Here is a 23,890-nt window from a genome sequence, read left to right as displayed (position 1 = left end):
CCACCCCCGACCGGGGGAGCGGCCCAGCCGCGCATGACCTACCGAGCGGTTACGCCTCGAACACCTCACGCACCAGCTGCTCCTGCTCCGCCTGGTGCCGCTTCGCGGAACCGACCGCCGGAGACGACGAATGCGGGCGAGAGATCCGCCGCAGCCGCTCCCCGTGGGGCACGTCCGCGCCGACCGCCAGGTCCAGGTGGTCGATCAGGTTGAGGGCGATGAACGGCCAGGCGCCCTGGTTCGCCGGCTCCTCCTGGGCCCACAGGTACTTCTCGACGTTCGGGTACTTGGCGATCTCCGCCTGGAGCTCGGCACCCGGCAGCGGGTACAGCCGCTCGACACGGACGATGGCGATGTCCGTGGCGCCGCGCTTGGTGCGCTCGGCCTCCAGGTCGTAGTACAGCTTGCCCGCGACGAACACGACCTTGCGGACCGCGGCCGGGTCGACCGTGGAGTCGCCGATGACCGGGCGGAACTGACCCGAGGTGAACTCCTCCGTCTTCGACGCGGCGGCCTTCAGGCGCAGCATCGACTTCGGAGTGAAGACCACCAGCGGCTTGTGGTGCGGGTTGTGCACCTGCCACCGCAGGAGGTGGAAGTAGTTCGACGGGAGGGTCGGCATCGCGACCGTCATGTTGTTCTGGGCGCAGAGCTGCAGGAAGCGCTCGACGCGGGCCGAGGAGTGGTCCGGGCCCTGGCCCTCGTAGCCGTGCGGGAGGAGCAGGGTGACGCCGGACGTCTGGCCCCACTTCTGCTCGGCCGCCGAGATGTACTCGTCGACCACCGTCTGCGCGCCGTTGACGAAGTCGCCGAACTGCGCCTCCCACATCACGAGCGCGTCGGGGCGGGCCAGCGAGTAGCCGTACTCGAAGCCCATCACCGCGTACTCGGAGAGCAGGGAGTTGTAGACGTTGTAGCGGGCCTGCTCCTCGGCGAGGTACTGGAGCGGGGTGTACTCCTCGCCCGTCTCGCGGTCGATGAGGACCGCGTGGCGCTGGCCGAAGGTGCCGCGCTGGGAGTCCTGGCCGGAGAGGCGGACCGGGGTGCCCTCCAGGAGCAGGGAGCCGACGGCCAGCGTCTCGCCCATGCCCCAGTCGATCGTGCCGTCCTCGACCATCGTCGCCCGGCGCTGCAGCTGCGGCAGCAGACGCGGGTGGACGTGGAAGGAGTCCGGGATGTTGACCTGGGACTCGGCGATCCGCTTCACGACCTCCGAGGAGATCGCCGTGTTCACGGCGACCGGGAACTCGGCCTGCGGGTCCGAGACCGGGGCGACGCCCGGCTGGGCCGTGGCCTCGCGGACCTCCGTGAAGACCTTCTCCAGCTGGCCCTGGTAGTCCTGCAGGGCCTGCTCGGCCTCTTCCAGGGTGATGTCGCCGCGACCGATCAGCGACTCGGTGTACAGCTTGCGCACCGAGCGCTTCTTGTCGATCAGGTCGTACATCAGCGGCTGGGTGAAGGCCGGGTTGTCCGACTCGTTGTGACCGCGGCGGCGGTAGCAGATGAGGTCGATCACCACGTCCTTGTTGAACGCCTGGCGGAACTCGAAGGCCAGCCGCGCGACGCGGACCACGGCCTCCGGGTCGTCGCCGTTCACGTGGAAGATCGGGGCCTCGATCATCCTCGCCACGTCCGTCGCGTACATCGACGAGCGGGAGGACTCCGGGGCGGCGGTGAAGCCGACCTGGTTGTTGATGACGATGTGGACCGTGCCGCCCGTGCGGTAGCCGCGCAGCTGCGACATGTTCAGGGTCTCGGCCACCACGCCCTGGCCCGCGAAGGCCGCGTCACCGTGCAGGGCGACCGGCAGGACGGTGAAGTCCGTGCCGCCCTTGTTGATGATGTCCTGCTTGGCGCGGACGATGCCCTCGATGACCGGGTCGACCGTCTCCAGGTGGGAGGGGTTGGCGGCCAGCGAGACCGTGATCTGCTCGCCGTCCAGGCCGGTGAAGGTGCCCTGGGCGCCCAGGTGGTACTTCACGTCGCCGGAGCCGTGCATCGACTTCGGGTCGAGGTTGCCCTCGAACTCGCGGAAGATCTGCGCGTACGACTTGCCGACGATGTTGGCGAGCACGTTCAGGCGGCCGCGGTGGGCCATGCCGATGACGACCTCGTCCAGGCGCGACTCGGCGGCGGAGTCGATGACCGCGTCGAGCAGCGGGATGACGGACTCGCCGCCCTCCAGGGAGAAGCGCTTCTGGCCGACGTACTTCGTCTGAAGGAAGGTCTCGAAGGCCTCCGCCGCGTTCAGCCGGCGCAGGATGCGCAGCTGCTCCTCGCGCTCCGGCTTGGAGTGCGGGCGCTCGATGCGGTCCTGGATCCACTTGCGCTGCTTCGGGTCCTGGATGTGCATGAACTCGATGCCCGTGGTGCGGCAGTACGAGTCGCGCAGCACGCCCAGGATGTCGCGCAGCTTCATCAGGGACTTGCCGGAGAAGCCGCCGACGGCGAACTCGCGCTCCAGGTCCCACAGGGTGAGGCCGTGCTCGGTGATGTCCAGGTCGGGGTGCTTGCGCTGGCGGTACTCCAGCGGGTCGGTGTCGGCCATGACATGGCCGCGGACCCGGTAGGAGTGGATCAGCTCGAAGACCCGGGCGGCCTTGGTGACGTCGTCGTCGTGCGAGGCGTCGATGTCCTTGAGCCAGCGGACCGGCTCGTAGGGGATGCGCAGGGCTTCGAAGATCTCGTCGTAGAAGCCGCTCTCGCCGAGCAGCAGGTTCGCGACGATCCGCAGGAACTCGCCGGAGGCGGCGCCCTGGATGACCCGGTGGTCGTAGGTCGACGTGAGCGTCATGACCTTCGAGATGCCGAGCTTGTTCAGGGTGTCCTGGCTGGTGCCCTGGAACTCCGCCGGGTAGTCCATGGAGCCGACGCCCATGATGACCGACTGACCGGGCATCAGACGCGGCACCGAGTGGACGGTGCCGAGGCCGCCGGGGTTGGTCAGGGAGACCGTGACACCGGTGAAGTCGTCCATCGTCAGCTTGCCGTCGCGGGCGCGGCGGACGATGTCCTCGTAGGCCTGCCAGAACTCGAAGAAGTTCAGCGTCTCGGCCTTCTTGATGCCCGCGACGACCAGCTGGCGGTCGCCGTTGGGCTTCACCAGGTCGATGGCGAGGCCGAAGTTGACGTGCGGCGGCTTGACGAGGGTGGGCTTCCCGTCCTTCTCCGCGTAGTGCCAGTTCATCGACGGCATCGTCTTGATGGCCTGCACCATCGCGTAGCCGATCAGGTGCGTGAAGGAGATCTTCCCGCCCCGGGCCCGCTTGAGGTGGTTGTTGATGACGATGCGGTTGTCGAACAGCAGCTTCACCGGGACCGCGCGCACGGACGTGGCCGTGGGCAGCTCCAGGGAGGCGTTCATGTTCTTCGCGACGGCGGCGGCCGGACCGCGCAGGGTCACCAGCTCGGGGCCGTCGGCGGCCTCGGTCGCGGGCGCGGCCTTGGCGGCAGCGGCGGGCTTGGCAGGAGCCGGGGCGGCGGCCTTCGCGGGAGCCGGCGCCGGAGCGGCGGCCGCGGGCTTCGGGGCCGCGGGGGCCGGCGCGGGCGCCGCGGGGGCGGCCGGGGCCTGCGCAGCCGGGGCGGCGGGTGCCGCGGGTGCCGGAGTGGAGGTCTCTGCGGCCCCCGCGGCCGCAGTACCCGCCGGAGCTGGTGCGGCGGGGGCCCCGGGCTTGTAGTCGGCGAAGAAGTCCCACCAGGCTCGGTCTACCGAATTCGGGTCCTGGAGGTACTGCTGATAGATCTCGTCGACGAGCCACTCGTTGGGGCCGAACGCCGCAGCGGGGTTCTTGCCCGCTTGGTCTGCGTCGGTCGAGATGCTCGAGTTACTGGGGGACTGTGGCGACACGGCGGCAACCGCCCTCTTCCGCTTCACAAGGTGATGGACAGCGGGAATAAAGGCTACGCCCCCAAGACCCGGAAGGTCAGGCCGGGCAGGTTCATCGTCGCGTAAGTCACATCGGAAACCGCGTTTCGGGCCTGGAAATGGCGGGAAACAAACGCGGTTCCGGTACGGAGCGAGGGTGACGGCAAACGCCGAGGCAGGCCCTGCACGCGCTGCGTGCGGGCCTGTGCCTGATCACACGTGTCCACCGGGGCGGACCGTGGTGGATCTTGAGGCTCGGTTCGGACTTTACGTCAACTTTGAACGGATGTCTCTCCCGGGAGGGTGACGAGAATCCGGCAGCCCCGCTCGGATTCGGCCACTCCGATCCCGCCACCGTGCAGGTCGACCGCCCAGCGGGCGATCGCGAGACCCAGCCCCGTACCGCCGTCGCCGCCCTGTCCGTTGGAGGCGCCCGCGCCGCCGCGGTTGAACCGCTCGAAGACCCGGTGCCACTCCGAGCGCGGAATGCCGGGGCCCTCGTCGAGCACCTCCAGCTCCAGCGACTCCGGGTGCGTGCCGCGCCGCGCCTTCACGGTCACGCGGCCGTGCGGCGGGCTGTGCTTGACCGCGTTGTCGATGAGATTTGCCACTACCTGGTGGATCCGCTCGGGGTCCGCGTGCGCGGTCAGCTCCGGCGGGGACACGTCGAGGTGCAGATGGACGTCCGTACGGGTGTGGCTGCCGGAGCCGGAGGCGATGCCCGCGCGCGCGGGCACGGCCATGTTGGCCTCCTTCAGCACGCCCGACAGGTACGGCCAGACCTCGAAACGCCGCCTGCGCAGCGGTACGACGCCGTTGTCCAGCCGGGACAGGTCCAGCAGCGTCTCCACCAGCCGGCCGAGGCGCTCGGTCTGCTTGAGGGCCGTACGCATGGTCTCCGGGTCGGCCGGGGAGACACCGTCGACGATGTTCTCCAGCACCGCCCTGAGGCCCGCGATGGGGGTGCGCAGCTCGTGCGAGACGTTCGCCACCAGCTCCTTGCGCTGGCGGTCCTGGGCCTCCAGGTCGTCGGCCATGCGGTTGATGGTCTGCGCCAGGTCGCCGAGCTCGTCACGGCGGTTCTCGCGCACCCTGCGGGTGTAGTCGCCGTGCGAGATGGCCTTGGCGACGGCGTTCATGTCGTCCAGCGGCGCGGTCAGCGAATGGGCCACGAACTGCGTGATCAGCAGGGTGGCGATCATCGAGAAGACCGTGATGAAGCGCAGCTCCGTCGCCGTGCGCATGGCGATCATCATCAGCCCGGTGGTGATCAGGACCGCGATGACGACGAGTGCGCCCAGCTTGGTCTTGACCGAGAACGGGCTCACACCGCCCCAGGGCTCCCCGGGGCTTCTCCGGCCGACCGGTTCGCCGCTCATGGCGTCGGGGTCTCCAGCGCGTAGCCCACACCGTGCACCGTGCGGATCCGCTCGGCGCCGATCTTCCGGCGCAGCGCCTTGATGTGGCTGTCGACCGTACGGGTGCCGGAGGCGTCCGCCCAGTCCCACACCTCGGCAAGCAGCTGCTCACGGGAGAGCACCGCGCGCGGGGTGTTCGCGAGGCACACCAGCAGGTCGAACTCGGTGGGCGTCAGATGCACGTCCTCGGAGTGCACGCGCACCCGCCGCTGGGCGTGGTCGATCTCCAGCTCGCCGAGGCGCAGGATGCCGCTTCTGGGCGTCGCGGCGGCCAGTGCGGCCCGCTCCACCCGGCGCAGCAGCACATGCACGCGTGCGGCCAGCTCCCGCATGGAGAACGGCTTGGTCATGTAGTCGTCGGCGCCGACGCCGAGCCCGACCAGCATGTCGGTCTCGTCGTCGCGCGCGGTCAGCATCAGCACCGGCACCGGGCGCTGGGCCTGCACACGGCGGCAGACCTCCAGGCCGTCGAAGCCCGGCAGCATGATGTCGAGGATCAGCAGGTCGGGCTGCCAGGCCTCGGCGGTGTCGACGGCGGCCGGGCCGTCACCCGCGGTCTGCACGAGGAAACCCTCTGCGCGCAGGCGGGCCGCGATGGCGTCGACGATGGTCGCGTCGTCCTCGACCACCAGGACCCTGCGCTGTGCGCCGGGGGTCGCCGTCGTGCCGTTGTGGGATGTATGGGTCTGCTCCATCGCCCGCCCCTGAGTTGCTTTCCGGAATCCGTGGGGTGATCCGTTATCTGGCTCATGCCTGCGCATGCTTGCGATTGACGCTTGAATGATCTGCGCCAGAGAAGCAGAGTACGGGGAGTCACCGTCCCACGGCTATCCAGGTCGGACGGCGATGTGCACAACGTCGGGAACGCCACGGGCAACCGGGATCTCTTCGGTACGCACCTGTTGGAACCCGGCATTCCGCAAGGTTTCTTCGAAATCCGGAGACGGCTGCGCGGACCACACCACCAGCACCCCGCCCGGCTTCAACACCCTTGCGCAGCTTGTCAGTCCGGCCGGCGAGTAGAGATCGTCGTTGCCCTCCGTGACCGTCCAGTCGGGGCCGTTGTCGATGTCCAGGCAGAGGGCGTCATAAGTGGCGGATGTCTCACGGACGTACTCGATCAGATCGGTTTCCACGATCTGGGTGCGCGGATCGGCGACTGCCTGGGCCGAGAGGGCGGCGAGGGGGCCGTCCAGGTGCCAGTCGATGACGGCGCGTTCGCGCTCCACGACCGTGATCGCGCCCCAGCGCGGGTCGGCGGCCGCATGTGCGAGCGAAAAGCCCACTCCGAGGCCTCCGATCAGCACGTTCGGCGCCTTGCGGGTGCCCAGGGCTTCGAGCGCGGCGTCCACGAGGAGCCGCTCCGAGCGGCCGTCCGAGGTGTCCATCAGAAAGCAGCCGTTGGCGATGATCTGCAGTAACTCGCCGTGCCGGCGGAGCACGACCTCGCCGTACGGGCCCTTGCGACGGTCCAGGACGACAGGGGCGCCGTGGGTGTCGTGGGTGTCGTGGGTGGCGGTCATGGCTTCATCCTGCACGAACTCGGGTTTGCGGCCAGGAGAATTACCGGGGGCGCACGCCTCGCGGCGGAGGCGCTGATGTCACGGCCCCGCGCACCTTGCGTGCCGGGTGGGCTTCGGGCGGCCCCGGTGTTCTCGCGGTCGCCGTCCGGGCCGCCGTACGGGACCGGCCGCACGATCCGACCCGCGACCCGCGCGGCGCACGCCAAGGAGGTCGACCTGCTGAGGCCGTGGAAGACGAAAACAGGGAGCAGGGGTTGTCCTCTGACGCAGGAAAAGCATGAGAGGTTGCTATGAATCGCCTCTCGCGTGGCGTCGGTCACAGACAGGGACCCCTGTGGTTGCCGAGGGTGGGGCGCAACGGAAGGAGCGCCGCAACGTGGAATCCCTCGCGACGGCCGACGATGAACCCTCGGTCGCGCCCCTTCCCGACGTGTCCGAACTTCTCGACGGTATGCCGCGTCAGCGCGGCGCGGCCACCGTCGCCGTACCGACCGTGCAGGTGCCGCTCCCCGCGGTCCGCGCCCTCCGTCCCTGGCGCCTCCTGCCGACCCCCACCGGTACGCCGTTCACCTTCGCCTACGCGGCGGTCCTCGCGATCACCACACTGATCACCACGTACGCCGACCCGTCCCTCGTCGACACCCTGCTCCAGGCCTCCAGCACGGACGTCGCACACCTCGTGCAGACGCCCGTGCTGGTGCTGCTCGCCAGCGGGCTGTGGATCGCGGGCGGGTTCGCGTCGCCGTACGTGGTCTGCTTTCTGCTCGTCCTGACGGCGCTGGAGCGGCGGATGGGCGGGGCGCGCACGGCCGTCGTCTTCCTGCTCGGCCATGTCCTGGCCACCCTCGCGACGGAGGTCCCCGTGGGCCTCGCCGTCCTCGTCGGCCACCTCCCCGACAGCTCACTGCACCGTTTCGACTACGGCATCAGCTTCGGCGTGGCCGCCAGCGTCGGCGCCCTGGCCGGGCTGCTCACCCCCTGGCTGCGCTGGCCGTTGCTGGTCCTGTTCGGCAGCATGCTGGTCGAGGACCTGATCGAGTTCACGGACCCGCTGAGCAACTGGGGCCACCTGATCTCCCTGGCCATAGGCATCGCGACCTGGCCGATGATCCGCCGCTGGGTTCGCGTTGTGAGCCCGTCCGGCGTTTGAGGACGAGGCCGTTCAGGCCGAAGCACCCCTCCCGAAGAAGGCAGCCCCCGGCAAACGCCCACCTCACCGTAGTGATCGCTGACAGCGAACGGGGTCCCGGGAACATTGGCGGAGCGTCATGCATTGAGTCGGCATAACTCAACTTGACTGCCGGAGGGTAGATCATGGCTTCGACGTCCACACCGCTCACCCTGCCCGTGCTGCCGCTCGACGACGAGGTCGTGCTGCCCGGCATGGTGGTGCCGCTGGACCTGAACGACACCGACGTACGCGCCGCGGTGGAGGCCGCCCAGGCCGCCGCCCGCTCCGAGCCGGGCAAGCCCAAGGTCCTGCTGGTGCCACGCGTTGACGGGACGTACCCGGGCACGGGCGTGCTCGGCACCGTCGAGCAGGTCGGCCGGCTCGCCGACGGTGACCCGGGCGCCCTGATCCGCGGCCGCGGCCGCGTGAAGATCGGCGCGGGCACCACCGGCCCGGGTGCGGCGCTGTGGGTCGAGGGGACGAGGATCGACGAGAGCGTGCCCGAGCCGCTGCCCGGTCACGTCACCGAACTGGTCAAGGAGTACAAGGCCCTTGCCACCGCCTGGCTGCGCAAGCGCGGCGCCTGGCAGGTGGTCGACCGGGTGCAGGCCATCGACGACGTCTCCGCCCTGGCCGACAACTCCGGTTACTCGCCCTTCCTGACGACCGATCAGAAGATCGAGCTGCTGGAGACGACCGACCCGGTCGCCCGCCTCAAGCTCGCCACCCAGCACCTGCGCGACCACCTCGCCGAGCAGGACGTCGCCGAGACCATCGCCAAGGACGTCCAGGAGGGCGTCGACAAGCAGCAACGGGAGTTCCTGCTCCGCCGCCAGCTGGAAGCCGTACGCAAGGAACTGCGTGAGCTCAACGGCGAGCAGGACGGCGAGGAGTCCGACGACTACCGCGCCCGTGTGGAGGCCGCCGACCTGCCCGAGAAGGTGCGGGAAGCCGCCCTCAAGGAGGTCGACAAGCTGGAGCGGTCCAGCGACCAGTCCCCGGAGGGCTCCTGGATCCGCACCTGGCTGGACACCGTCCTCGAACTACCGTGGAACGAGCGCACCGAGGACGCGTACGACATCCAGGGCGCCAAGGCGATCCTCGACGCCGAGCACGCCGGCCTGGAGGACGTGAAGGAGCGCATCACCGAGTACCTGGCGGTGCGCAAGCGCCGCAGCGAGCGCGGCCTGGGCGTCGTGGGCGGCCGGCGCGGCGGTGCCGTACTGGCCCTCGTCGGCCCGCCCGGCGTCGGCAAGACCTCGCTCGGCGAGTCCGTCGCGCACGCCATGGGCCGCAAGTTCGTCCGGGTCGCCCTCGGCGGCGTCCGTGACGAGGCGGAGATCCGCGGCCACCGCCGTACGTACGTCGGTGCGCTGCCCGGCCGTGTCGTCCGCGCCATCAAGGAGGCCGGTTCGATGAACCCGGTCGTCCTGCTGGACGAGATCGACAAGGTCGGCTCGGACTTCCGCGGCGACCCCGCGGCCGCCCTGCTCGAAGTCCTCGACCCGGCGCAGAACCACACCTTCCGCGACCACTACCTGGAGGTCGAGCTCGACCTGAGCGACGTCGTCTTCCTCGCCACGGCGAACGTCCTGGAGGCCATCCCGGAGGCCCTGCTGGACCGTATGGAGCTGGTCCGCCTGGACGGCTACACCGAGGACGAGAAGGTCGTCATCGCCCGCGACCACCTGCTGCCCCGTCAGCTGGAGCGTGCGGGACTGCAGTCGGACGAGGTCACCATCGACGAGAGCGCGCTGCGCAAGCTCGCCGGCGAGTACACCCGCGAGGCGGGCGTGCGCACCCTGGAGCGCTCGATCGCCCGGCTGCTCCGCAAGGTCGCGGCACAGCACGAACTGGGCGACCGGGAGCTGCCGTTCACCATCACGGACGGCGAGCTGCGCGGCCTGATCGGGCGGCCGCACCACGTGCCCGAGTCTGCCCAGGACCCGTCGGAGCGCCGCACGGCGGTCCCGGGTGTGGCGACCGGTCTCGCGGTCACGGGAGCAGGCGGCGACGTCCTGTACGTGGAGGCGTCCCTGGCCGACCCGGAGACGGGTGCGGCGGGCCTGACCCTCACCGGTCAGCTGGGTGACGTGATGAAGGAGTCGGCGCAGATCGCGCTGAGCTTCCTGCGCAGCCACGGCGCCGAACTGGAGCTGCCGGTCGCGGACCTGAAGGACCGTGGAGTGCACATCCACTTCCCGGCGGGCGCCGTCCCGAAGGACGGCCCCAGCGCGGGCGTCACGATGACGACGGCCCTGGCGTCCCTCCTCTCCGGCCGCCTGGTCCGCACGGACGTGGCGATGACCGGCGAGGTCTCGCTGACCGGCCGGGTCCTGCCCATCGGCGGCGTGAAGCAGAAGCTGCTCGCCGCGCACCGCGCGGGTGTCACCACGGTGATCATCCCGAAGCGCAACGAGGCCGACCTGGACGACGTCCCCGCGGAGGTGCTGGACAAGCTCGACGTCCACGCCGTGACCGACGTCCGCCAGGTCCTGGAGCTGGCCCTCGCGCCCGCCACGAGCGACGCGAAGCCGGAGGTTCCGGTGGCGGCGTGACGGACGCCATCGGACAAGTGGAGGCCCGGGTCCCGTGAGGGAGGCCCGGGCCTTCGCCCTGCGCAGCGACGGATCAGCCGTTGGCCAGTGCCTGCACCCGGTCCAGCGCTCCGTTGAACTTGTCGTGGTCGCCGACGGTCGGCCCGGACGACGTGTACTGCCACATCGTGTAGTAGCCCCAGCCCGCCGGCAGCGTCCCGGCGTCCGACGCGTACCGGGCGATCCACAGCGGGTTGGCCGAGGCGAAGCCCGCGTAGTTCCCGGTGCAGTCGCTCCACCAGCTCGTCGCCGTGTAGATCACGGCGTCCCGCCCGGTGCGCGCCTTGTACGTGTTGAGGAAGTCGGCGATCCAGCCGACCATCGCGCTCGCCGACTTGCCGTAGCACTCGGCGCCGTACGGGTTCCACTCGATGTCGAGGGTCCCGGGGAGGGTCTTGCCGTCCTTGGACCAGCCGCCGCCGTGGTCGACGAAGTAGTTCGCCTGGGTTGCGCCGCTGGTGGTGTCGGGGGTGGCGAAGTGGTACGCGCCGCGGATCATGCCGACGTTGTACGAGCCGTTGTACTGCTGGGCGAAGTACGGGTTCGTGTAGTACGTCCCCTCGCTCGCCTTCGTGTACGCCCACTTCACCCCGCTGCTCCACAGGGTCGACCAGTCGACGTTGCCCTGGTAGCCGGCGACGTCGACGCCTTCCGTCTGGGTGGCGGCGGTGGGGGCGGGGGCGCCGTTCTGCCCGTCGTGGGCGAGGACGCCCATGCCCATGTGCGCGGAGCCGCGCGGCGGCCTGGCCGAGTCGGCCGCGTCGGCCGGGGCGGTGAGGGCCAGGGAGAGGGCGGCGAGCAGGAGCCCGGCGAGGGTGAAGCGCCGAGGATGAGTTGATCTCGCTAAGGCTCTATTGCTCCGTCTATTGGTCATGATTAGTTCCATATCCCTCGAACGAGTGAACAGGTCTGGATCTCGTGATCGTGCAGGTGATGGGAACGCACCATCTGGTGATGGCGCATGAGTTCGCCTGTGGGTAGAGGGAGAGGGGGCTGGCCGGTGGCGCGCAAGCGGAGGGGGAGGAATGTGTCGCGTGTGCTGGCGGCTCCGTTCACTGTTGCGGCGCCATCGGGGGCGCGGATCCGGGACCGGCTGCGCCTGGAGGAGGTGGATGAGAAGGTGCTGCGCTTAGTGGGCGAGCACCTTGGCCGTCATCAGCGAGCCGACCTTGCCGAACGCGTCAGGCTCGGCCAGGTGAGGACGAAGGACGCGCGGCGTGCGGAGCGGAAGAAGTCCCTGACGGCGGTGTCCTCGTCCCGCTGGGCGGGGGCGATGACCCGGGCTAGTGAGGACCAGTTCCAACTGGCGATGCGCTGCCTGTACGACGAGCGGGCTGGGTTGCGCCGCGCCATCCGCACCATCACCCGCCGCCTGGCCGCCCCCTGTGGTGAGCGCTCTAAAGACGGCGTACGCGGGTACGCGGATCAGTGCGAACGGGTCCAGAAGCAGCGCCGTCTGCACATGCTCCAGGCCAGGCTTGTTGTGGTGGAACAGAAGATCGTCTCTGGTCGGCCGTCGATCACTGTCGGCGGCCGCGGCTTGGCCGGGCTGCGCCACCATCTCGCCGAGGCGGGCCTGGCAGAGGCCGAGTGGCACCAGCGCTGGCAGGCGGCACGGCTGTTCCTCACTGCGGACGGCGAATCCGGCGCCCCAAACGGCAACTACACCATCAGTGTCGACCCCGCAGACGGCACGGTGACCCTCGTGCTGCCCGAACCCTTGCGGCATCTGGCCAACGCGCCCCGAGGCCGCCACCGGCTGTCCTGCACCGTGCGGTTCTCGCACCGCCGCGAGGAGTGGCTCGACCGAATCACCGCACACCGGGCCGTGCGCTACGACATTGTCTGCGACCCGGTCAGCGGCCGCTGGTATCTGGACGCAAGCTGGTCGGCCGACAAGACAGTGCTGCCCACCCCGGATGATCTCAAGGCCTGTGGTGTGCGGCTGCTGGGCGTTGATCTGAACGCCGACCACCTTGCCGCCTGTGTCCTCGACCCGCACGGCAACCCGGTCGGCGATCCGATCACCGTCCCGCTCGACCTGACTGGCTCCACCAGCACGCGGGACGGCCGCCTGCGCACCGCGATCAGCCAGCTGATCGCCCTCGCCCGCCAGCACGGCTGTGCCGGGATCGCCATCGAGAACCTGGGCTTCACCGACGCCCGTGTCACCGGGCGGGAGACGATGGGCCGGGGCCGGCGCGGGAAGACGTTCCGCCGCACGGTGGCCGGGATCCCCACCGCCCGCTTCCGTGAACGCCTGCGCGGCATGGCGTATCACGCGGGGCTGGTGGTGGTCGCGGTCGATCCGGCCTACACCAGCCGCTGGGGCGGCCAGTACTGGACCACACCCCTGCAGGAGCAGACCAAGAAGACCACGGTCACCCGGCACCACGGTGCCGCGGTGGCCATTGGCAGGCGCGCCCTCGGCTTTGGGATTCGGCGTCGGCCAGGTGTGACCGGCCACCACCGGAGGATGGTGGCACGGAGAGCTACCGGCCAGACCGCATCCCTGCCGCGGGCGTGCGGGACTGCGAGCCCACCCAGGACAGCGGGCACGCCCACCCGGGGCGGCAAGACCCGACTGTGCCGAGGTGACCAGCTCGCGTTGTTCCCCGGCCCTCAAGACCGTTCGGAGGGTCACCGGACGATACGTCCGGATCACGGTGAGCTGGCAAACCCTGGCCAGCAACCCCAGGAACGGTCTGTGCACGGGCATGGCGTGTCTCCGAGGGCTCGGTGATGCTCGGCGGGCAAGCGCTGAGGTGCCGATGCGTTGCTGGCGTGGGCACGTCAGTCGTCTCTTGGCAAGGAAGCTACGCACGTAGAAGAGCGGGTGGGAAGGGGGCCCGGGGTCTGCCGTTGGTCTAGCCCTGCGAAATACTTGTGGAGCTGCGGCAACGACGGGGACTGGCGGAAACTTTCAGGATCGGGAAACCGAGGCAGGGGCTGACGTGCACGAAGGCGGAAACGCGGACGAGGGCCGACTGTCGTCCCAGACGTCACCGAGCGGCGCGGACCAGGAATACCTGTCCCTTGAGCGCGAACTGACCGTTCTGCTGCGGCGCGCCCGGGCCAGCCAGGGCGAGATGGCCCGCGAGGTCCACCCCGACCTGGAGTCCGCCGCGTACGGCCTCCTCGTACGCCTGGACGAGCACGACCGGCTGCGCGCCACCGAGCTCGCCGCCTACATCGGCGTGGGCAAGGCCACCATGTCCCGCCAGCTGCGCGCCCTGGAGGACCTGGGCCTGGTCGCCCGCGAACCCGACCCGGCGGACGGGCGGGCCTGGCTGGTCCACCTCACGGAGGAGGGGCACCGCCGGGTGAGCAAGGTCCGCGACGCGCGGCGGGCGCGCTACGTCAGCCAGCTGGCCCATTGGGACCGGCGCGAGGTGGCGGAACTGGCGCGGCTGCTGGGGGAGTTGAACCGGGGCATGGAGAAGTAGGCCTCGCCCGGCTGCCTTCGAGCGCCGGCACCGGTGAGGCGCAGGGTCGCCTCCGCGCCCCCGTCGGGATTGTTGCGGAAGGTGAGGCGGGCGCCGAGCAGCCGGGCCTGACCGGAGGCGATGGTCAGGCCCAGGCCCGTTCCCGCGGACCCGCAGCCGGTGCGGAACCGCTGGGGACCGGAGGCGGTGAGGACGCTCAGCAGGTCGGGCGGGAAGCCGGGGCCGTGGTCGCGGCCCCCGACGATCGCTCCCTCGTAGTCCTCGTCCACGTCGACCGTCACCGACGGGGCACCGTGCCGCAGCGCGTTGGTGACCAGGTTGGTGAGGATCCGCTCCACGCACCGCGGATCGGTCTCCGCGAGCGTGTCCGCGACGATCCGCACCTCCACCCCCTCCAGCCCGGCAGCCGCGCGGCGGGCCGTCGCGCCGACCTGGCGCGGCTCGGTCACCAGCGACACCGCGTGGGCGACGAGGCGGGCGACTTCGAGGACGTCCTCGACCAGCCCGCGCAGCTACAACAACTTCGCCTGGCCGGGTAAGTACTGACCCGCGCTTCGGGGGATGCGGTGTCCACCGCACCCCCTTCCGCACCCCCCTTCGCCCTGAAAGGCAGCGCCACCACATGACCCTCACGACAGCCTGGATCCGCCCCCTGGCCGAGGCGCCCGCCGGCGCGAAGGAGGTGCACGGCTCACGCAGCCGCACCCGCCAGGACCTGTTCACCGAATGTGTCCTGATCGTCTCCGCCTGCGCCTGGACGGCGTTCATACGCAACGCCGTCAAGTAGCCCACCGGCTCACAGCTCCACGTACACGACCGTCGCGTCGTCATGCGTCTTGCTGCGCCGCAGATACGTCCGCGCCTCCGCGTCGGCCCGTTCCAGCATCCGTACCCGGTCGACCAGCGCCTGCGCCCCCTCCTTCCGTACAAAGCGGAAGCAGTCCGCCCAGTCGCCCTCACGGAACTTCTCCACCCATCGGGTGGCGCCGTCCGTCAGGGCGGCCAGGGCCCGCACGTCGCCCCGCGACAGCGCGCCCGTCACCGCCCGCTCCGCCACGGCCGGATCCGCGGCGGCCGTATAGAAGCCGCCCTCCTTGTTCCGGACCGTCGAGTCCACGATGGCGTCAGTCGCCAGGGACGTCCGCGGCAGCCGGGACAGACGGTCGTCCAGGAGGGACGTGACCGTGCCCTCCGGTGACTCCACCAGCAGGGCCGAGTCCGACAGGACCAGGTACTCCAGCGTCTCCACGCCCCACCGCGCCACAACCACCGTTGCCTGTGGGGTGCGTGGGTGAGAAAGGTCACAAGTGGCGGAATGTGTCTCCGCCGTACGTGTGATGGCGCGGGCCAGCGCCTCCTGCAGCGGAACATCCGGGAGGGAAACGGTCAGTTCGGTCAGGGCGCCGCCCAGGCGCGATGTGTACCAGGGGACCGAATGCAGACAGCCCGTCCCGCCGCGCGGTGGCGTCACCCCGTCCAGGACGACGAGGGTTCCACCCTGGCCGGAAGCAGGCAGCGTGGCCGCGGCGAAGTCCTCGTTGGGGTAGGTGGGATCACCCGGCTCCGAAACAAGTTCCGTATGCATTCGGCCAGTCTGCACGACGTCTTCACAAGGTTCGCCAAAGCCTGGCATCGGTCGCCGAATTGGCGCACCCGCGCAGGTCAGACGCCCTGTTTGGGGTGGAATCCGTGGTTCCGGGAAGCCGTGGCGGCGAATACTGCCACCGCCCGGCGCGGACGTCCAACCGGCCTGCCGTACAGGGCCGCTGAACCGTTCCCAGGAACTTGCCCGCCAACTCTCCTCCGATGTTCACTCCTTCGGGTGGCGGGCCAGGTGATGCTCGTCCACTGCCCACCGGCACTGGGAGGGTCGGCACCGTACTGGGCGTACGTACAGTCGACGTCAGTTGACGGAGCGTCACACCCGGGCCCATGAGTACCACGAGTCAGGATTGCGAGCACCGGTGCACAAGACGCGGCCTCGTCGTACAGGCAAGCAGACGGACCCCGCAGCGGGCGTGGAGCACACGTCCGGCAGCACCGCCACCACCACCGGCAAGGGCCGGCCCACGCATGTGCGCAACCGGCTCGTCGTCGCCGTGGCCGTGGTGGCCGCCGCCATAGCCGGGGCCGGTGTCCCTTCCGTCCTCACCGCCTCCGGGCAGCTCAGCGACTCCCAGGACCTGGTGACGCTCGCCGGGCAGACCCAGAACGCGCTGGCCCTGGCTCATTCGCTCGCCGACGAGCGCGACGAGGTGACCTCCTACATCGCCGCCGGGCGGCCCAAGTCCAAGGCGCCCTCCGAGCAGCGCAGCGCCCGCGTCGACCGGCAGGTCGAGGAGCTGCAGCAGAACACCGACACACCGGCCGCCCTCCGCAGCGACCTCGACGGCATCGCCGCGCTGCGCCGCTCCGCGCTCACCGGCAAGAGCGACGCCCTGCAGACCCACGACGCCTACTCCGCCGCCATCACCGAACTGCACCGTCTCGCCGAGCAGCTGGCGCAGCAGATGCCGCCCCGCGCCGGATCGGGCGCCTACGCGCTCGCCGAGCTGGACACGGCCGTGCAGCAGGCCGCCGCCGCCCGCGGTCTGCTCCTCGCGGCGCTCAACGTGCCCAGCAGCACCCAGACGGTCATCAGCCCGGTCACCGGACTGCCGACCACGGTCACCTCCTCGTCGGCCGCCGACACCAAGCAGCGGGCCGCGCTGACCGCCGCCGCCCAGCAGGCCCGGCTGCGCTCCGACGCGGCCCTCGCCGACTTCCACGACACGGCGACCAAGGCCGCCCGGACGTCGTACGACTCCACGGTGACCGGCCCCGAGGTCAACTCCGCCGAGAAGTACCTGGCCAGGCTCACCGACCAGCCGACGCTCTCCGAATCCGAGCTCGGCACCAGCGCCTCGAAGGTCGACGCCGCGCTCTCCGCCCGTATAGACGCGATGCGCGGCGCGGAGTCCGCTCTCTACGACCGCCGCACCAAGGACCTGGCCCAGCTGCGCAACGACGACGTCAGCGCGCTCGAGCTGCGTATCGCCGTCCTCGGCGCCCTGATGCTGCTCGCCGTCGGCATCGCCACGGCGATGGCCCGCAGTCTCACCCGGCCGCTCTCCGTGCTGCGCCGCGGCTCGGCCCGGCTCGCCGAGGCGGCGGACCCCGCCGCCGAGGAGCCGGTCACCTTCACCGGCCGCAACGACGAGTTCGCGCAGGTCGTCCGCTCCGTGAACGCCCTGCACGCGCACGCCGCGGCCCTCAGCGAGCGCATCCTCACGCTGGAGGCCGACCGCAAGCACCTGGTCGGCCAGCGCCAGAGGATGGCGGACGCCCGTGAGGAGCTGCGCGCCGAGCTCGCCGAATCCGCCGCCCAGTTGGCGCGGCTGCGGGAGAGCATCGGCGGCACGTTCGTGAACCTCTCCCTGCGCACCCTCGGCCTGGTCGAGCGCCAGCTCGCCGTCATCGAGAGCCTGGAGGAGCGCGAACAGGACCCCGAGCGCCTGGCCACGCTCTTCAAGCTCGACCACTTCGCGACGGTCATGCGCCGCCACAGCGAGAACCTCCTGGTCCTCGCCGGCACCGAGCACGTCCAGCAGAGCGCGCACCCCGTCCCGCTCGTCGACGTCGTCCGCGCGGCGGTCAGCGAGATCGAGCGCTACGAGCGTGTCCGCATCGCCGTGCTGCCGCCGCACGCACACGTGGCGGGCTTCGCCGCGGACGACCTCTCGCACCTGCTGGCGGAGCTGATGGAGAACGCCACCTCGTTCTCCCCGCCGGACCTGCCCGTCGAGGTCTCCGGCTGGCTCCTGGAGAACGGCGAGGTCATGCTCTCCGTCCAGGACGAGGGCATCGGCATGACCGCCGAACGCCTGACCCGCCTCAACACCCGCCTCGCCGAGTTCGACCCCGAGTCCCCCTACGACCAGGAGGGCGAGGAGGGCCTGGGCCTCGGCCTTTACGTCGTCGCCCGCCTCGCCCACCGCCACGGCGTCCGCGTCCAGCTGCGCGAACAGAAGCAGGGCGGCGTCGCGGCGGTGGTGGTCCTCCCGACCCCCCTGCTGGCGGCAGCCCCCTCCGCCGCGGTCCCGTCGTCGGCCTCCCCGGCGACCGGCAGCGCGCTCACCTTCTCCCTTCCGGGAGCGGACGCGGAGGCCAACTCCAACGAACTCCACGCCCGCCAGAAGCCGACGGACCCGCTGGTGGCCCTGGCGGAGAAGGCCCTCCAGCACGAGACGCCCGCGCCGGCCGAAACCACGATGGAACTCTTGCTCCCGGACCGGGCGTCCGAGGCCCATGGCCAGCCGGCCGCCGAGGGGACACAGGCCCATGGCCGACCCGCGCCCGAGGCGAACGAGGCCCACCCGCCCATCGCGTCCGGGATGATCCCGCCCCAAGCCCGACCGGCAGCCGCCGACGGCGAGTCCGCTCCACAGGGGCCATCCGCAGTCGACGACGAAAGTGGTACCGGTGGTGCGGGTGGGAACATCCCCGCCGAAGGCGAAGCCGAGGCGGAACACACCCGCGCCCAGGACGAGGAGCAGCTCACCGACAAGGGCCTCCCCAAGCGCACCCCCAAGATCACCGCCCCGGCCGCGCCCCCGGCGCAGCGCCCCCGCACCGTGGACGCGGACGCCCTCCGCCGACGACTCGGCGGCTTCCGTACCGGCGCCCAGGCCGGCTACAGCGCCGTGGAGGCGGAGATCGCCGAACAGACCGCCCAGAACCAGATGCCGGGCACCGCACCAGCCGTATCCGAAGAAACCACGGGGGGCACCGTCGAGGAGGCAAGCAGTTGACCGCGCCCAGTACCTTCGGACTGAGCAGTGAAGCCCGCAACCTGCACTGGCTGCTGACGAACCTGGTCGAGGAGGTGCCGGGCATCCAGTCAGTAGCGGTGGTTTCCTCGGACGGCCTGCTCCTGCTCTCCTCCGACCCCGGCCTCCCCCACGCTCGAACAAACTCGCGCGGGGGGACCCCCATCGACGAGGCCCGTCAGACCCGGGGCGCCAGGCCCACGGGCCCCCGGGGCTCCTCCGCCGACCTCGCCACCATCGTCTCCGGCATCGGCAGCCTCACCATCGGCGCGGCCAGGCTGATGGACTCCGGCCCCGTGAAGCACACGATGGTCGCGATGGAGGAGGGCAGCCTGTTCGTGATGTCGATCAGCGACGGCAGCCTGCTCGGCGTGCACGGCTCCGCGGACTGCGACATGAGCGTGGTTGCGTACCACATGGCCCTGTTCGTGGGCCGCGCCGGCCACGTCCTGACGCCGGAACTCCGCAGCGAGCTACGAAAATCCCTGGAGACGGATTCCGCCGGGAGCCACCGATGAGCAGTACGCCCAGGAAGCTTCCCGTCCGTGGCGGCGACCGCAAGCCGGCCCGCGTGCGCCCCTACTCGCTCACCGGCGGCCGCACCCGCTTCGGCCACGTCCTCCTGGTGGAGACGTTCGTGGCCGCGCTCGACGCCCCGGAGGAGCGCAAAGAGCTGACGAATGGATCGCTCAGCACCCGGGTCATGCCCGAGATGCAGGCCATCGTCGAACTGTGCCGCCGTATGCGCACGGTGGCAGAGATCGCAGCACTGCTGAAGATGCCGCTGGGCGTGGTCCGCGTGCTGCTCAGCGACCTCGCGGACCAGGGAAGAATCCGCGTGTACGGAACAGGTACCGGTCACGGCACGGGCCGCCCGGACCGCGCACTGCTGGAAAGGGTGCTGAGTGGACTCCGTCGCCTTTAGAGACACCGCCTTCGCGGACACCGACGAGGATCTGAAGTCCTGGCAGACGGACCGCACCCGTGCCCCGATCGCGACGAAGATAGTCGTGGCGGGCGGTTTCGGCGTCGGCAAGACGACCCTGGTCAGCGCCGTCTCGGAGATCACGCCCCTGCAGACCGAGGCGCTGATGACCGAGGCGAGCGAGGAGACCGACGACCTCACCGCCACGCCGGGCAAGCTGACCACCACCGTGGCCATGGACTTCGGCCGTCTCACGCTCGACGACGACCTGGTGCTCTATCTGTTCGGCACGCCGGGCCAGCAGCGGTTCTGGTTCATGTGGGACGACCTGGTGCGCGGTGCGATCGGCGCGGTCGTCATGGCCGACACCCGTCGCCTCAAGGACTGCTTCCCCGCGCTCGACTACTTCGAGAGCTGCGGACTGCCGTACGTCGTCGCGGTCAACCACTTCGACGGCAGCGAGCTGTTCGAACCGGAGGACGTGCGGGAGGCGTTGACGATTCCCGCGCACATACCTGTAATGATCATGGACGCGCGCCGCCGGATCTCGGTGATCGAGACCCTGCTGTCCCTGGTGGGCCACGCGCTGGACGTCACCCCCGAGTAGCCCCCGGCAGCCCACCGGAGCAGTCCCCGAGCAGTCCCCGAGTAGGAGAACAGCCCCGCATGCGGAAGATACTCGTCGTAGGAGCCGGCCAGTCCGGTCTTCAGATCGCCCTCGGACTCCAGTCGCACGGGTACGAGGTCACCCTGATGTCGAACCGGACGGCGGACGAGATCCGCTCCGGCCGGGTCATGTCGACGCAGTGCATGTTCCACACGGCACTGCAGCACGAGCGCGATCTCCAGCTGAACTTCTGGGAGTCCCAGGCCCCGAAGATCGAAGGACTCGGCGTCTCGGTCGCGGCCCCCGGCTCGCACGACCCGGGTCCGACGCAGCGTGCGATCGACTGGGTGGGCAGGCTCGACGGGTATGCGCAGTCGGTGGACCAGCGGGTGAAGATGGCCGGCTGGATGGAGACCTTCGCACAGCGCGGCGGCCAGCTGGTCATCCACGGCGCGGCGGTCTCCGACCTCGACTACTTCTCCCGCACCTACGACCTGGTCCTCGTCTCGGCGGGCAAGGGCGAGCTGGTGTCCATGTTCGGCCGGGACGCCTCCCGTTCGCCGTACACGGAGCCGCAGCGCGCCCTCGCCGTCTCCTACGTCCACGGCCTCGGCCCCCGCCCCGAGCACCCCGACCACGAAGCGGTCCGCTGCAACCTGGTGCCCGGCGTGGGCGAGCTGTTCGTCATGCCGACGCTGACCACCTCCGGCCGCGCCGACATCCTCTTCTGGGAGGGCATACCCGGCGGTCCGCTCGACGTCTTCGGTGGCGTCAAGGACCCGGCGGAACACCTCTCCCTGACCCTGGAACTCATGGAGAAGTTCACGCCCTGGGAGTTCGAGCGGGCCCGGAAGGTCGAACTGACCGACGCGGGCGGCGTGCTGTCCGGCCGCTACGCCCCCACCGTCCGCAACCCCGTCGGCCGGCTGCCCGGCGGCGGACTGGTCCTCGGTGTCGCGGACGTCGTCGTCGCCAACGACCCGATCACCGGCCAGGGCTCCAACTCGGCCTCCAAGTGCGCGGCTTCGTACCTCGCGTCGATCCTGGAGAACGGCGAGAAGGAGTTCGACGAGACCTGGATGCAGGCCACGTTCGACCGCTACTGGGACACCGCACAGCACGTCACCAAGTGGACGAACGCGATGCTCGCCCCGCCGCCGGAGCACATCCTCAACCTGATCGGCGCGGCCGGTCAGCTCCAGCCGGTCGCCGACCGCTTCGCCAACGGCTTCAACGACCCGTCCGACTACGAGAACTTCTTCTACGAGCCGGAGAAGGCGGCGGCCTACCTGGCGGAAGTGACCGGCTAGGTGCCCTTGGGGCGCCGGTCCGGACGTACGGCGCCCAGGATCGGGAAGGACGCGACCGGCGAGACCCTGACCGTCTCGCCCGTCCGCGGCGCCTGGATCATCATGCCCTCGCCCAGGTACATCGCCACATGCGTGGCATCCGGGAAGTAGATCACCAGGTCGCCCGGGCGCAGCTTCTTCAGCGGGATCCGCGGCAGCCGCGCCCACTGCTCCTGGCTGGTGCGCGGGATCGGTGTACCGGCCCTGGCCCAGGCCTGGGAGGTCAGGCCCGAGCAGTCGTACGACTTCGGGCCCTCGGCCCCCCACCGGTACGGCTTCCCGAGCTGCCGCACGGCGTACCCGAGGGCCCGGGCGCCCTTCTTCGACGGACGGCGTTCGCCGCTCAGCACACCGGACGCCATCAGCTGCCGCTGCGCCGCGGCGGTGCCCTTCTTCTCCAGTGCGCCGAGCGCGGCCAGCTGTTCCGGGGTGAGGGAGGCGAGGAGTTTCTCGACGTCCTTCAGACGCGCCTGTACGTCGTCACGGTCCTTCTTCTGCCGAGCGGCGAGGGCCAGTTGATCGTCGAGGGCCTTCCGCGCCGCGCGGTCCACCTCGCCGGCCTGCTTCTCACTCGCGGCCAGCCGCCCGACCGCCTCGACCCGCTCCCGCGCCAACTGGCCGATCACATGCCCCTCGTCGAGCGCCTGCTGGGGGTTGCGGGCGAGCAGCAGACGTACGTACGCGGAGATCTCGGTGCTGCCCTGGTACTGCTGTGTGGCCAGGCGGCCGGCGGCGACCCGGCTGTCGTGCAGCGAGCGGCGGGCCACGGCCAGTTCGCCGTCGAGGCGGGCCACTTCCGCACGCTGCTTCGTCAGCTTCTCCGCGGTGGCGTTGTAGGTCTCGGTGGCCTTCTCGGCCTCCCGGTACAGCCGCTGCAGATCCGTCAGCTGCTGGGCGACGGTACGCCCGCCGGGCTCCGCCCCGGGCACGGCCGCGGCGGGCGGCGGTACCAGGAGAGCGCCGGCGGCCATCGCCACCGAGCAGACCAGGCGTGCAAGCCTTCCTGACACATCATCACCTCCGGTGCGGGGCAGCCCCTCTGCTCCGCACAGTCAGGTGTTGACGTCTCCACGGCCAAAAACGCGCTGCGTGTGCGCCGGCCGGCGCAAGCTCGTCACCCGTCCGTGTCGTCCGGCTTGCGGCCCGGCGTGGCGTCTGGATCGGCGTCCGGCTTGGACCACGGCCACTTCAGCTTCCCGCTGTCCTTCCACCCCTCGGGGTCGTACTCGTACTTCCAGCCCTGCGGCAGCCCGAGCCGTTTGCTGTGGCCGCGCGGCACGCGCCGGTAGACGACCACGGTGGGCCGGCCGCCTGCCGCGTCCGGTACGGGGATGCGGTACGTCTTGGGCGGGTGCCCGGTGGGGCCCACGAGGACGGGCAGCACGCGGCCGTCCATCGGCCCGCCCACGAACGGTGTCTCTTCGCTCTTCACGGCACCAGTCTCAGACATCCTCGGCCAGCGCCTGCACCAGCGCGGCGGTCTGCGGGTCGCGGTCCGCGGTCACCGAGAGGACGGCCACGAACTGCTCGACCAGCCAGTCCCGCAGCTCGTCGAGCGGCGGCCGCTTGTCCTCGTCGAGCCAGATCAGGGAGGCCGCCTCGACCGCGGTGATCCACATCCGCACGGTCATACGCAGCAGCAGCCCGGGGTCCGTGACCCCCAGATGGCTCAGGATGTGCTCGGCGGCCGCCCGCCGGACCCCGTCCACGATGGCGGTCGTCCGGGACGTCTCCACCACGCTCCCGCCCTGCAGCAGCGCACTGAACCCGGCGTCGTGCTGGTCGACGAAGGCGAGATACCGGTCGAGAGCCCGGGCCAGCCGGGGCAGCAGCGGCCCGACCCGCGCCTCGTCGAAGCACTGCTGAAGCTCATCTGCGGCGGACCGCAGGGCAGCCTCGTAGAGCTGTTGCTTCCCGCCGGGGAAGTACCGGTAGACGAGCGGTCGCGAGACCCCGGCCGCCTCCGCCACGTCGTCGAGGGAGACGTCCTCGGGGGCGCGGTGCGCGAAGAGGTTCAGCGCGGCTTCGAGCAGCTGGCTGCGGCGTTCCTCGACGCTGAGGCGGCGGTAGGCCGGCGCGGCAGGGGTCATGGGTGCAGCGTAGTCGGCGGCTGCGGGTGCGTCGTGGCTGGTCGCGCCCACGCGGCGGAGCCGCATATGTCACGGCCCGCGCCCCCTCAGG

20 protein-coding genes are annotated in these 23,890 nt (G+C 70.5%); 10 read left to right on the top strand and 10 right to left on the bottom strand.

Going from position 1 to position 23,890, the window contains the following annotated elements; translation table 11 throughout:
* Positions 1 to 49: 49 nt before the first annotated feature.
* From AB0N07_RS38870 to AB0N07_RS38855, 4 genes are all read right to left on the bottom strand, one after another.
* Positions 50 to 3,847: a multifunctional oxoglutarate decarboxylase/oxoglutarate dehydrogenase thiamine pyrophosphate-binding subunit/dihydrolipoyllysine-residue succinyltransferase subunit gene (locus AB0N07_RS38870; RefSeq protein ID WP_365843553.1), complete on the bottom strand. Its 3,798-nt coding sequence runs from the start codon at positions 3,845 to 3,847 to the stop codon at positions 50 to 52.
* Positions 3,848 to 4,137: 290 nt separating this feature from the next.
* Positions 4,138 to 5,244: an ATP-binding protein gene (locus AB0N07_RS38865; RefSeq protein ID WP_365843551.1), complete on the bottom strand. Its 1,107-nt coding sequence runs from the start codon at positions 5,242 to 5,244 to the stop codon at positions 4,138 to 4,140.
* Entirely contained in the window at positions 5,241 to 5,978 is a 738-nt protein-coding gene (locus AB0N07_RS38860; RefSeq protein ID WP_123967420.1) for a response regulator transcription factor, read from the bottom strand. The genes AB0N07_RS38865 and AB0N07_RS38860 overlap by 4 nt, the downstream gene beginning before the upstream one ends.
* 132 nt (positions 5,979 to 6,110) lie before the next feature.
* Positions 6,111 to 6,806 carry a spermidine synthase gene (locus AB0N07_RS38855; protein ID WP_365843549.1) on the bottom strand — a complete coding sequence of 232 codons (696 nt, stop codon included), beginning with the start codon at positions 6,804 to 6,806 and terminating at the stop codon, positions 6,111 to 6,113.
* A 376-nt stretch (positions 6,807 to 7,182) separates the two neighbouring features.
* Here AB0N07_RS38855 and AB0N07_RS38850 point away from each other — a divergent pair, with 376 nt between their 5' ends.
* Together AB0N07_RS38850 and lon are read left to right on the top strand one after the other, a co-directional pair.
* A complete protein-coding gene (locus AB0N07_RS38850) occupies positions 7,183 to 7,956 on the top strand; it encodes a rhomboid-like protein (RefSeq protein WP_365843547.1) in 774 nt (257 codons plus the stop codon).
* A gap of 164 nt (positions 7,957 to 8,120) precedes the next feature.
* Positions 8,121 to 10,535 (top strand): endopeptidase La, encoded by a 2,415-nt coding sequence (gene lon, locus AB0N07_RS38845; RefSeq protein WP_365843545.1) that lies wholly within the window; start codon positions 8,121 to 8,123, stop codon positions 10,533 to 10,535.
* 73 nt (positions 10,536 to 10,608) lie between these two features.
* Here lon and AB0N07_RS38840 read toward each other — a convergent pair whose 3' ends face one another.
* Complete coding sequence (locus tag AB0N07_RS38840; protein WP_365843543.1) at positions 10,609 to 11,448, bottom strand: lysozyme; 840 nt, start codon at positions 11,446 to 11,448, stop codon at positions 10,609 to 10,611.
* 153 nt (positions 11,449 to 11,601) lie between these two features.
* Here AB0N07_RS38840 and AB0N07_RS38835 point away from each other — a divergent pair, with 153 nt between their 5' ends.
* Together AB0N07_RS38835 and AB0N07_RS38830 are read left to right on the top strand one after the other, a co-directional pair.
* Positions 11,602 to 13,317, top strand: a complete 1,716-nt coding sequence (locus AB0N07_RS38835) for a hypothetical protein (RefSeq protein ID WP_365843541.1) — start codon at positions 11,602 to 11,604, stop codon at positions 13,315 to 13,317.
* A gap of 211 nt (positions 13,318 to 13,528) precedes the next feature.
* Positions 13,529 to 14,020 carry a MarR family transcriptional regulator gene (locus AB0N07_RS38830; RefSeq protein ID WP_365843539.1) on the top strand — a complete coding sequence of 164 codons (492 nt, stop codon included), beginning with the start codon at positions 13,529 to 13,531 and terminating at the stop codon, positions 14,018 to 14,020.
* Here AB0N07_RS38830 and AB0N07_RS38825 read toward each other — a convergent pair.
* Complete coding sequence (locus AB0N07_RS38825) at positions 13,930 to 14,469, bottom strand: ATP-binding protein (RefSeq protein ID WP_365843537.1); 540 nt, start codon at positions 14,467 to 14,469, stop codon at positions 13,930 to 13,932. The genes AB0N07_RS38830 and AB0N07_RS38825 overlap by 91 nt on opposite strands.
* Before the next feature lie 173 nt (positions 14,470 to 14,642).
* On the opposite strand from AB0N07_RS38825, the gene AB0N07_RS38820 reads away from it, so the two are divergent.
* Positions 14,643 to 14,807, top strand: a complete 165-nt coding sequence (locus tag AB0N07_RS38820) for a hypothetical protein (RefSeq protein ID WP_365843535.1) — start codon at positions 14,643 to 14,645, stop codon at positions 14,805 to 14,807.
* A 9-nt stretch (positions 14,808 to 14,816) separates the two neighbouring features.
* On the opposite strand, the gene AB0N07_RS38815 is transcribed toward AB0N07_RS38820, so the two are convergent.
* Positions 14,817 to 15,605 carry a protein phosphatase 2C domain-containing protein gene (locus AB0N07_RS38815; RefSeq protein ID WP_365843533.1) on the bottom strand — a complete coding sequence of 263 codons (789 nt, stop codon included), beginning with the start codon at positions 15,603 to 15,605 and terminating at the stop codon, positions 14,817 to 14,819.
* 379 nt (positions 15,606 to 15,984) lie between these two features.
* Here AB0N07_RS38815 and AB0N07_RS38810 point away from each other — a divergent pair, with 379 nt between their 5' ends.
* Genes AB0N07_RS38810 through AB0N07_RS38790 form a run of 5 tightly spaced genes read left to right on the top strand, consistent with a single transcriptional unit; the run spans position 15,985 to position 21,670 of the window.
* Positions 15,985 to 18,810, top strand: coding sequence for a nitrate- and nitrite sensing domain-containing protein (locus tag AB0N07_RS38810; protein ID WP_365843531.1), 2,826 nt, complete (start codon positions 15,985 to 15,987; stop codon positions 18,808 to 18,810).
* Complete coding sequence (locus tag AB0N07_RS38805; protein WP_365843529.1) at positions 18,807 to 19,346, top strand: roadblock/LC7 domain-containing protein; 540 nt, start codon at positions 18,807 to 18,809, stop codon at positions 19,344 to 19,346. Before AB0N07_RS38810 ends, AB0N07_RS38805 begins: the two co-directional genes overlap by 4 nt.
* Positions 19,343 to 19,753 carry a DUF742 domain-containing protein gene (locus tag AB0N07_RS38800; protein WP_365843527.1) on the top strand — a complete coding sequence of 137 codons (411 nt, stop codon included), beginning with the start codon at positions 19,343 to 19,345 and terminating at the stop codon, positions 19,751 to 19,753. Before AB0N07_RS38805 ends, AB0N07_RS38800 begins: the two co-directional genes overlap by 4 nt.
* On the top strand, positions 19,734 to 20,360 hold the full coding sequence (locus tag AB0N07_RS38795; protein ID WP_365843525.1) for an ATP/GTP-binding protein: 627 nt from the start codon (positions 19,734 to 19,736) through the stop codon (positions 20,358 to 20,360). Before AB0N07_RS38800 ends, AB0N07_RS38795 begins: the two co-directional genes overlap by 20 nt.
* A gap of 59 nt (positions 20,361 to 20,419) precedes the next feature.
* Positions 20,420 to 21,670 (top strand): styrene monooxygenase/indole monooxygenase family protein, encoded by a 1,251-nt coding sequence (locus tag AB0N07_RS38790; protein WP_365843523.1) that lies wholly within the window; start codon positions 20,420 to 20,422, stop codon positions 21,668 to 21,670.
* Here the strand turns inward: AB0N07_RS38790 and AB0N07_RS38785 are convergent.
* The 3 genes from AB0N07_RS38785 to AB0N07_RS38775 form a co-directional block, all read right to left on the bottom strand.
* Positions 21,667 to 22,719 carry an NlpC/P60 family protein gene (locus tag AB0N07_RS38785; protein WP_365843521.1) on the bottom strand — a complete coding sequence of 351 codons (1,053 nt, stop codon included), beginning with the start codon at positions 22,717 to 22,719 and terminating at the stop codon, positions 21,667 to 21,669. The two genes, AB0N07_RS38790 and AB0N07_RS38785, sit on opposite strands and share 4 nt — an antisense overlap.
* A gap of 104 nt (positions 22,720 to 22,823) precedes the next feature.
* Positions 22,824 to 23,141 (bottom strand): hypothetical protein, encoded by a 318-nt coding sequence (locus AB0N07_RS38780; RefSeq protein ID WP_365843519.1) that lies wholly within the window; start codon positions 23,139 to 23,141, stop codon positions 22,824 to 22,826.
* 10 nt (positions 23,142 to 23,151) lie between these two features.
* Positions 23,152 to 23,799: a helix-turn-helix domain-containing protein gene (locus AB0N07_RS38775; protein ID WP_365843517.1), complete on the bottom strand. Its 648-nt coding sequence runs from the start codon at positions 23,797 to 23,799 to the stop codon at positions 23,152 to 23,154.
* Positions 23,800 to 23,890 lie beyond the last annotated feature (91 nt).

It is taken from the genome of Streptomyces sp. NPDC051172, from assembly GCF_040682555.1.
Taxonomy (GTDB): Bacteria; Actinomycetota; Actinomycetes; order Streptomycetales; family Streptomycetaceae; genus Streptomyces.
The sequence above is the reverse complement of the archived record's forward strand: the minus strand, read 5'-3'. Positions and strand labels throughout refer to the sequence as shown.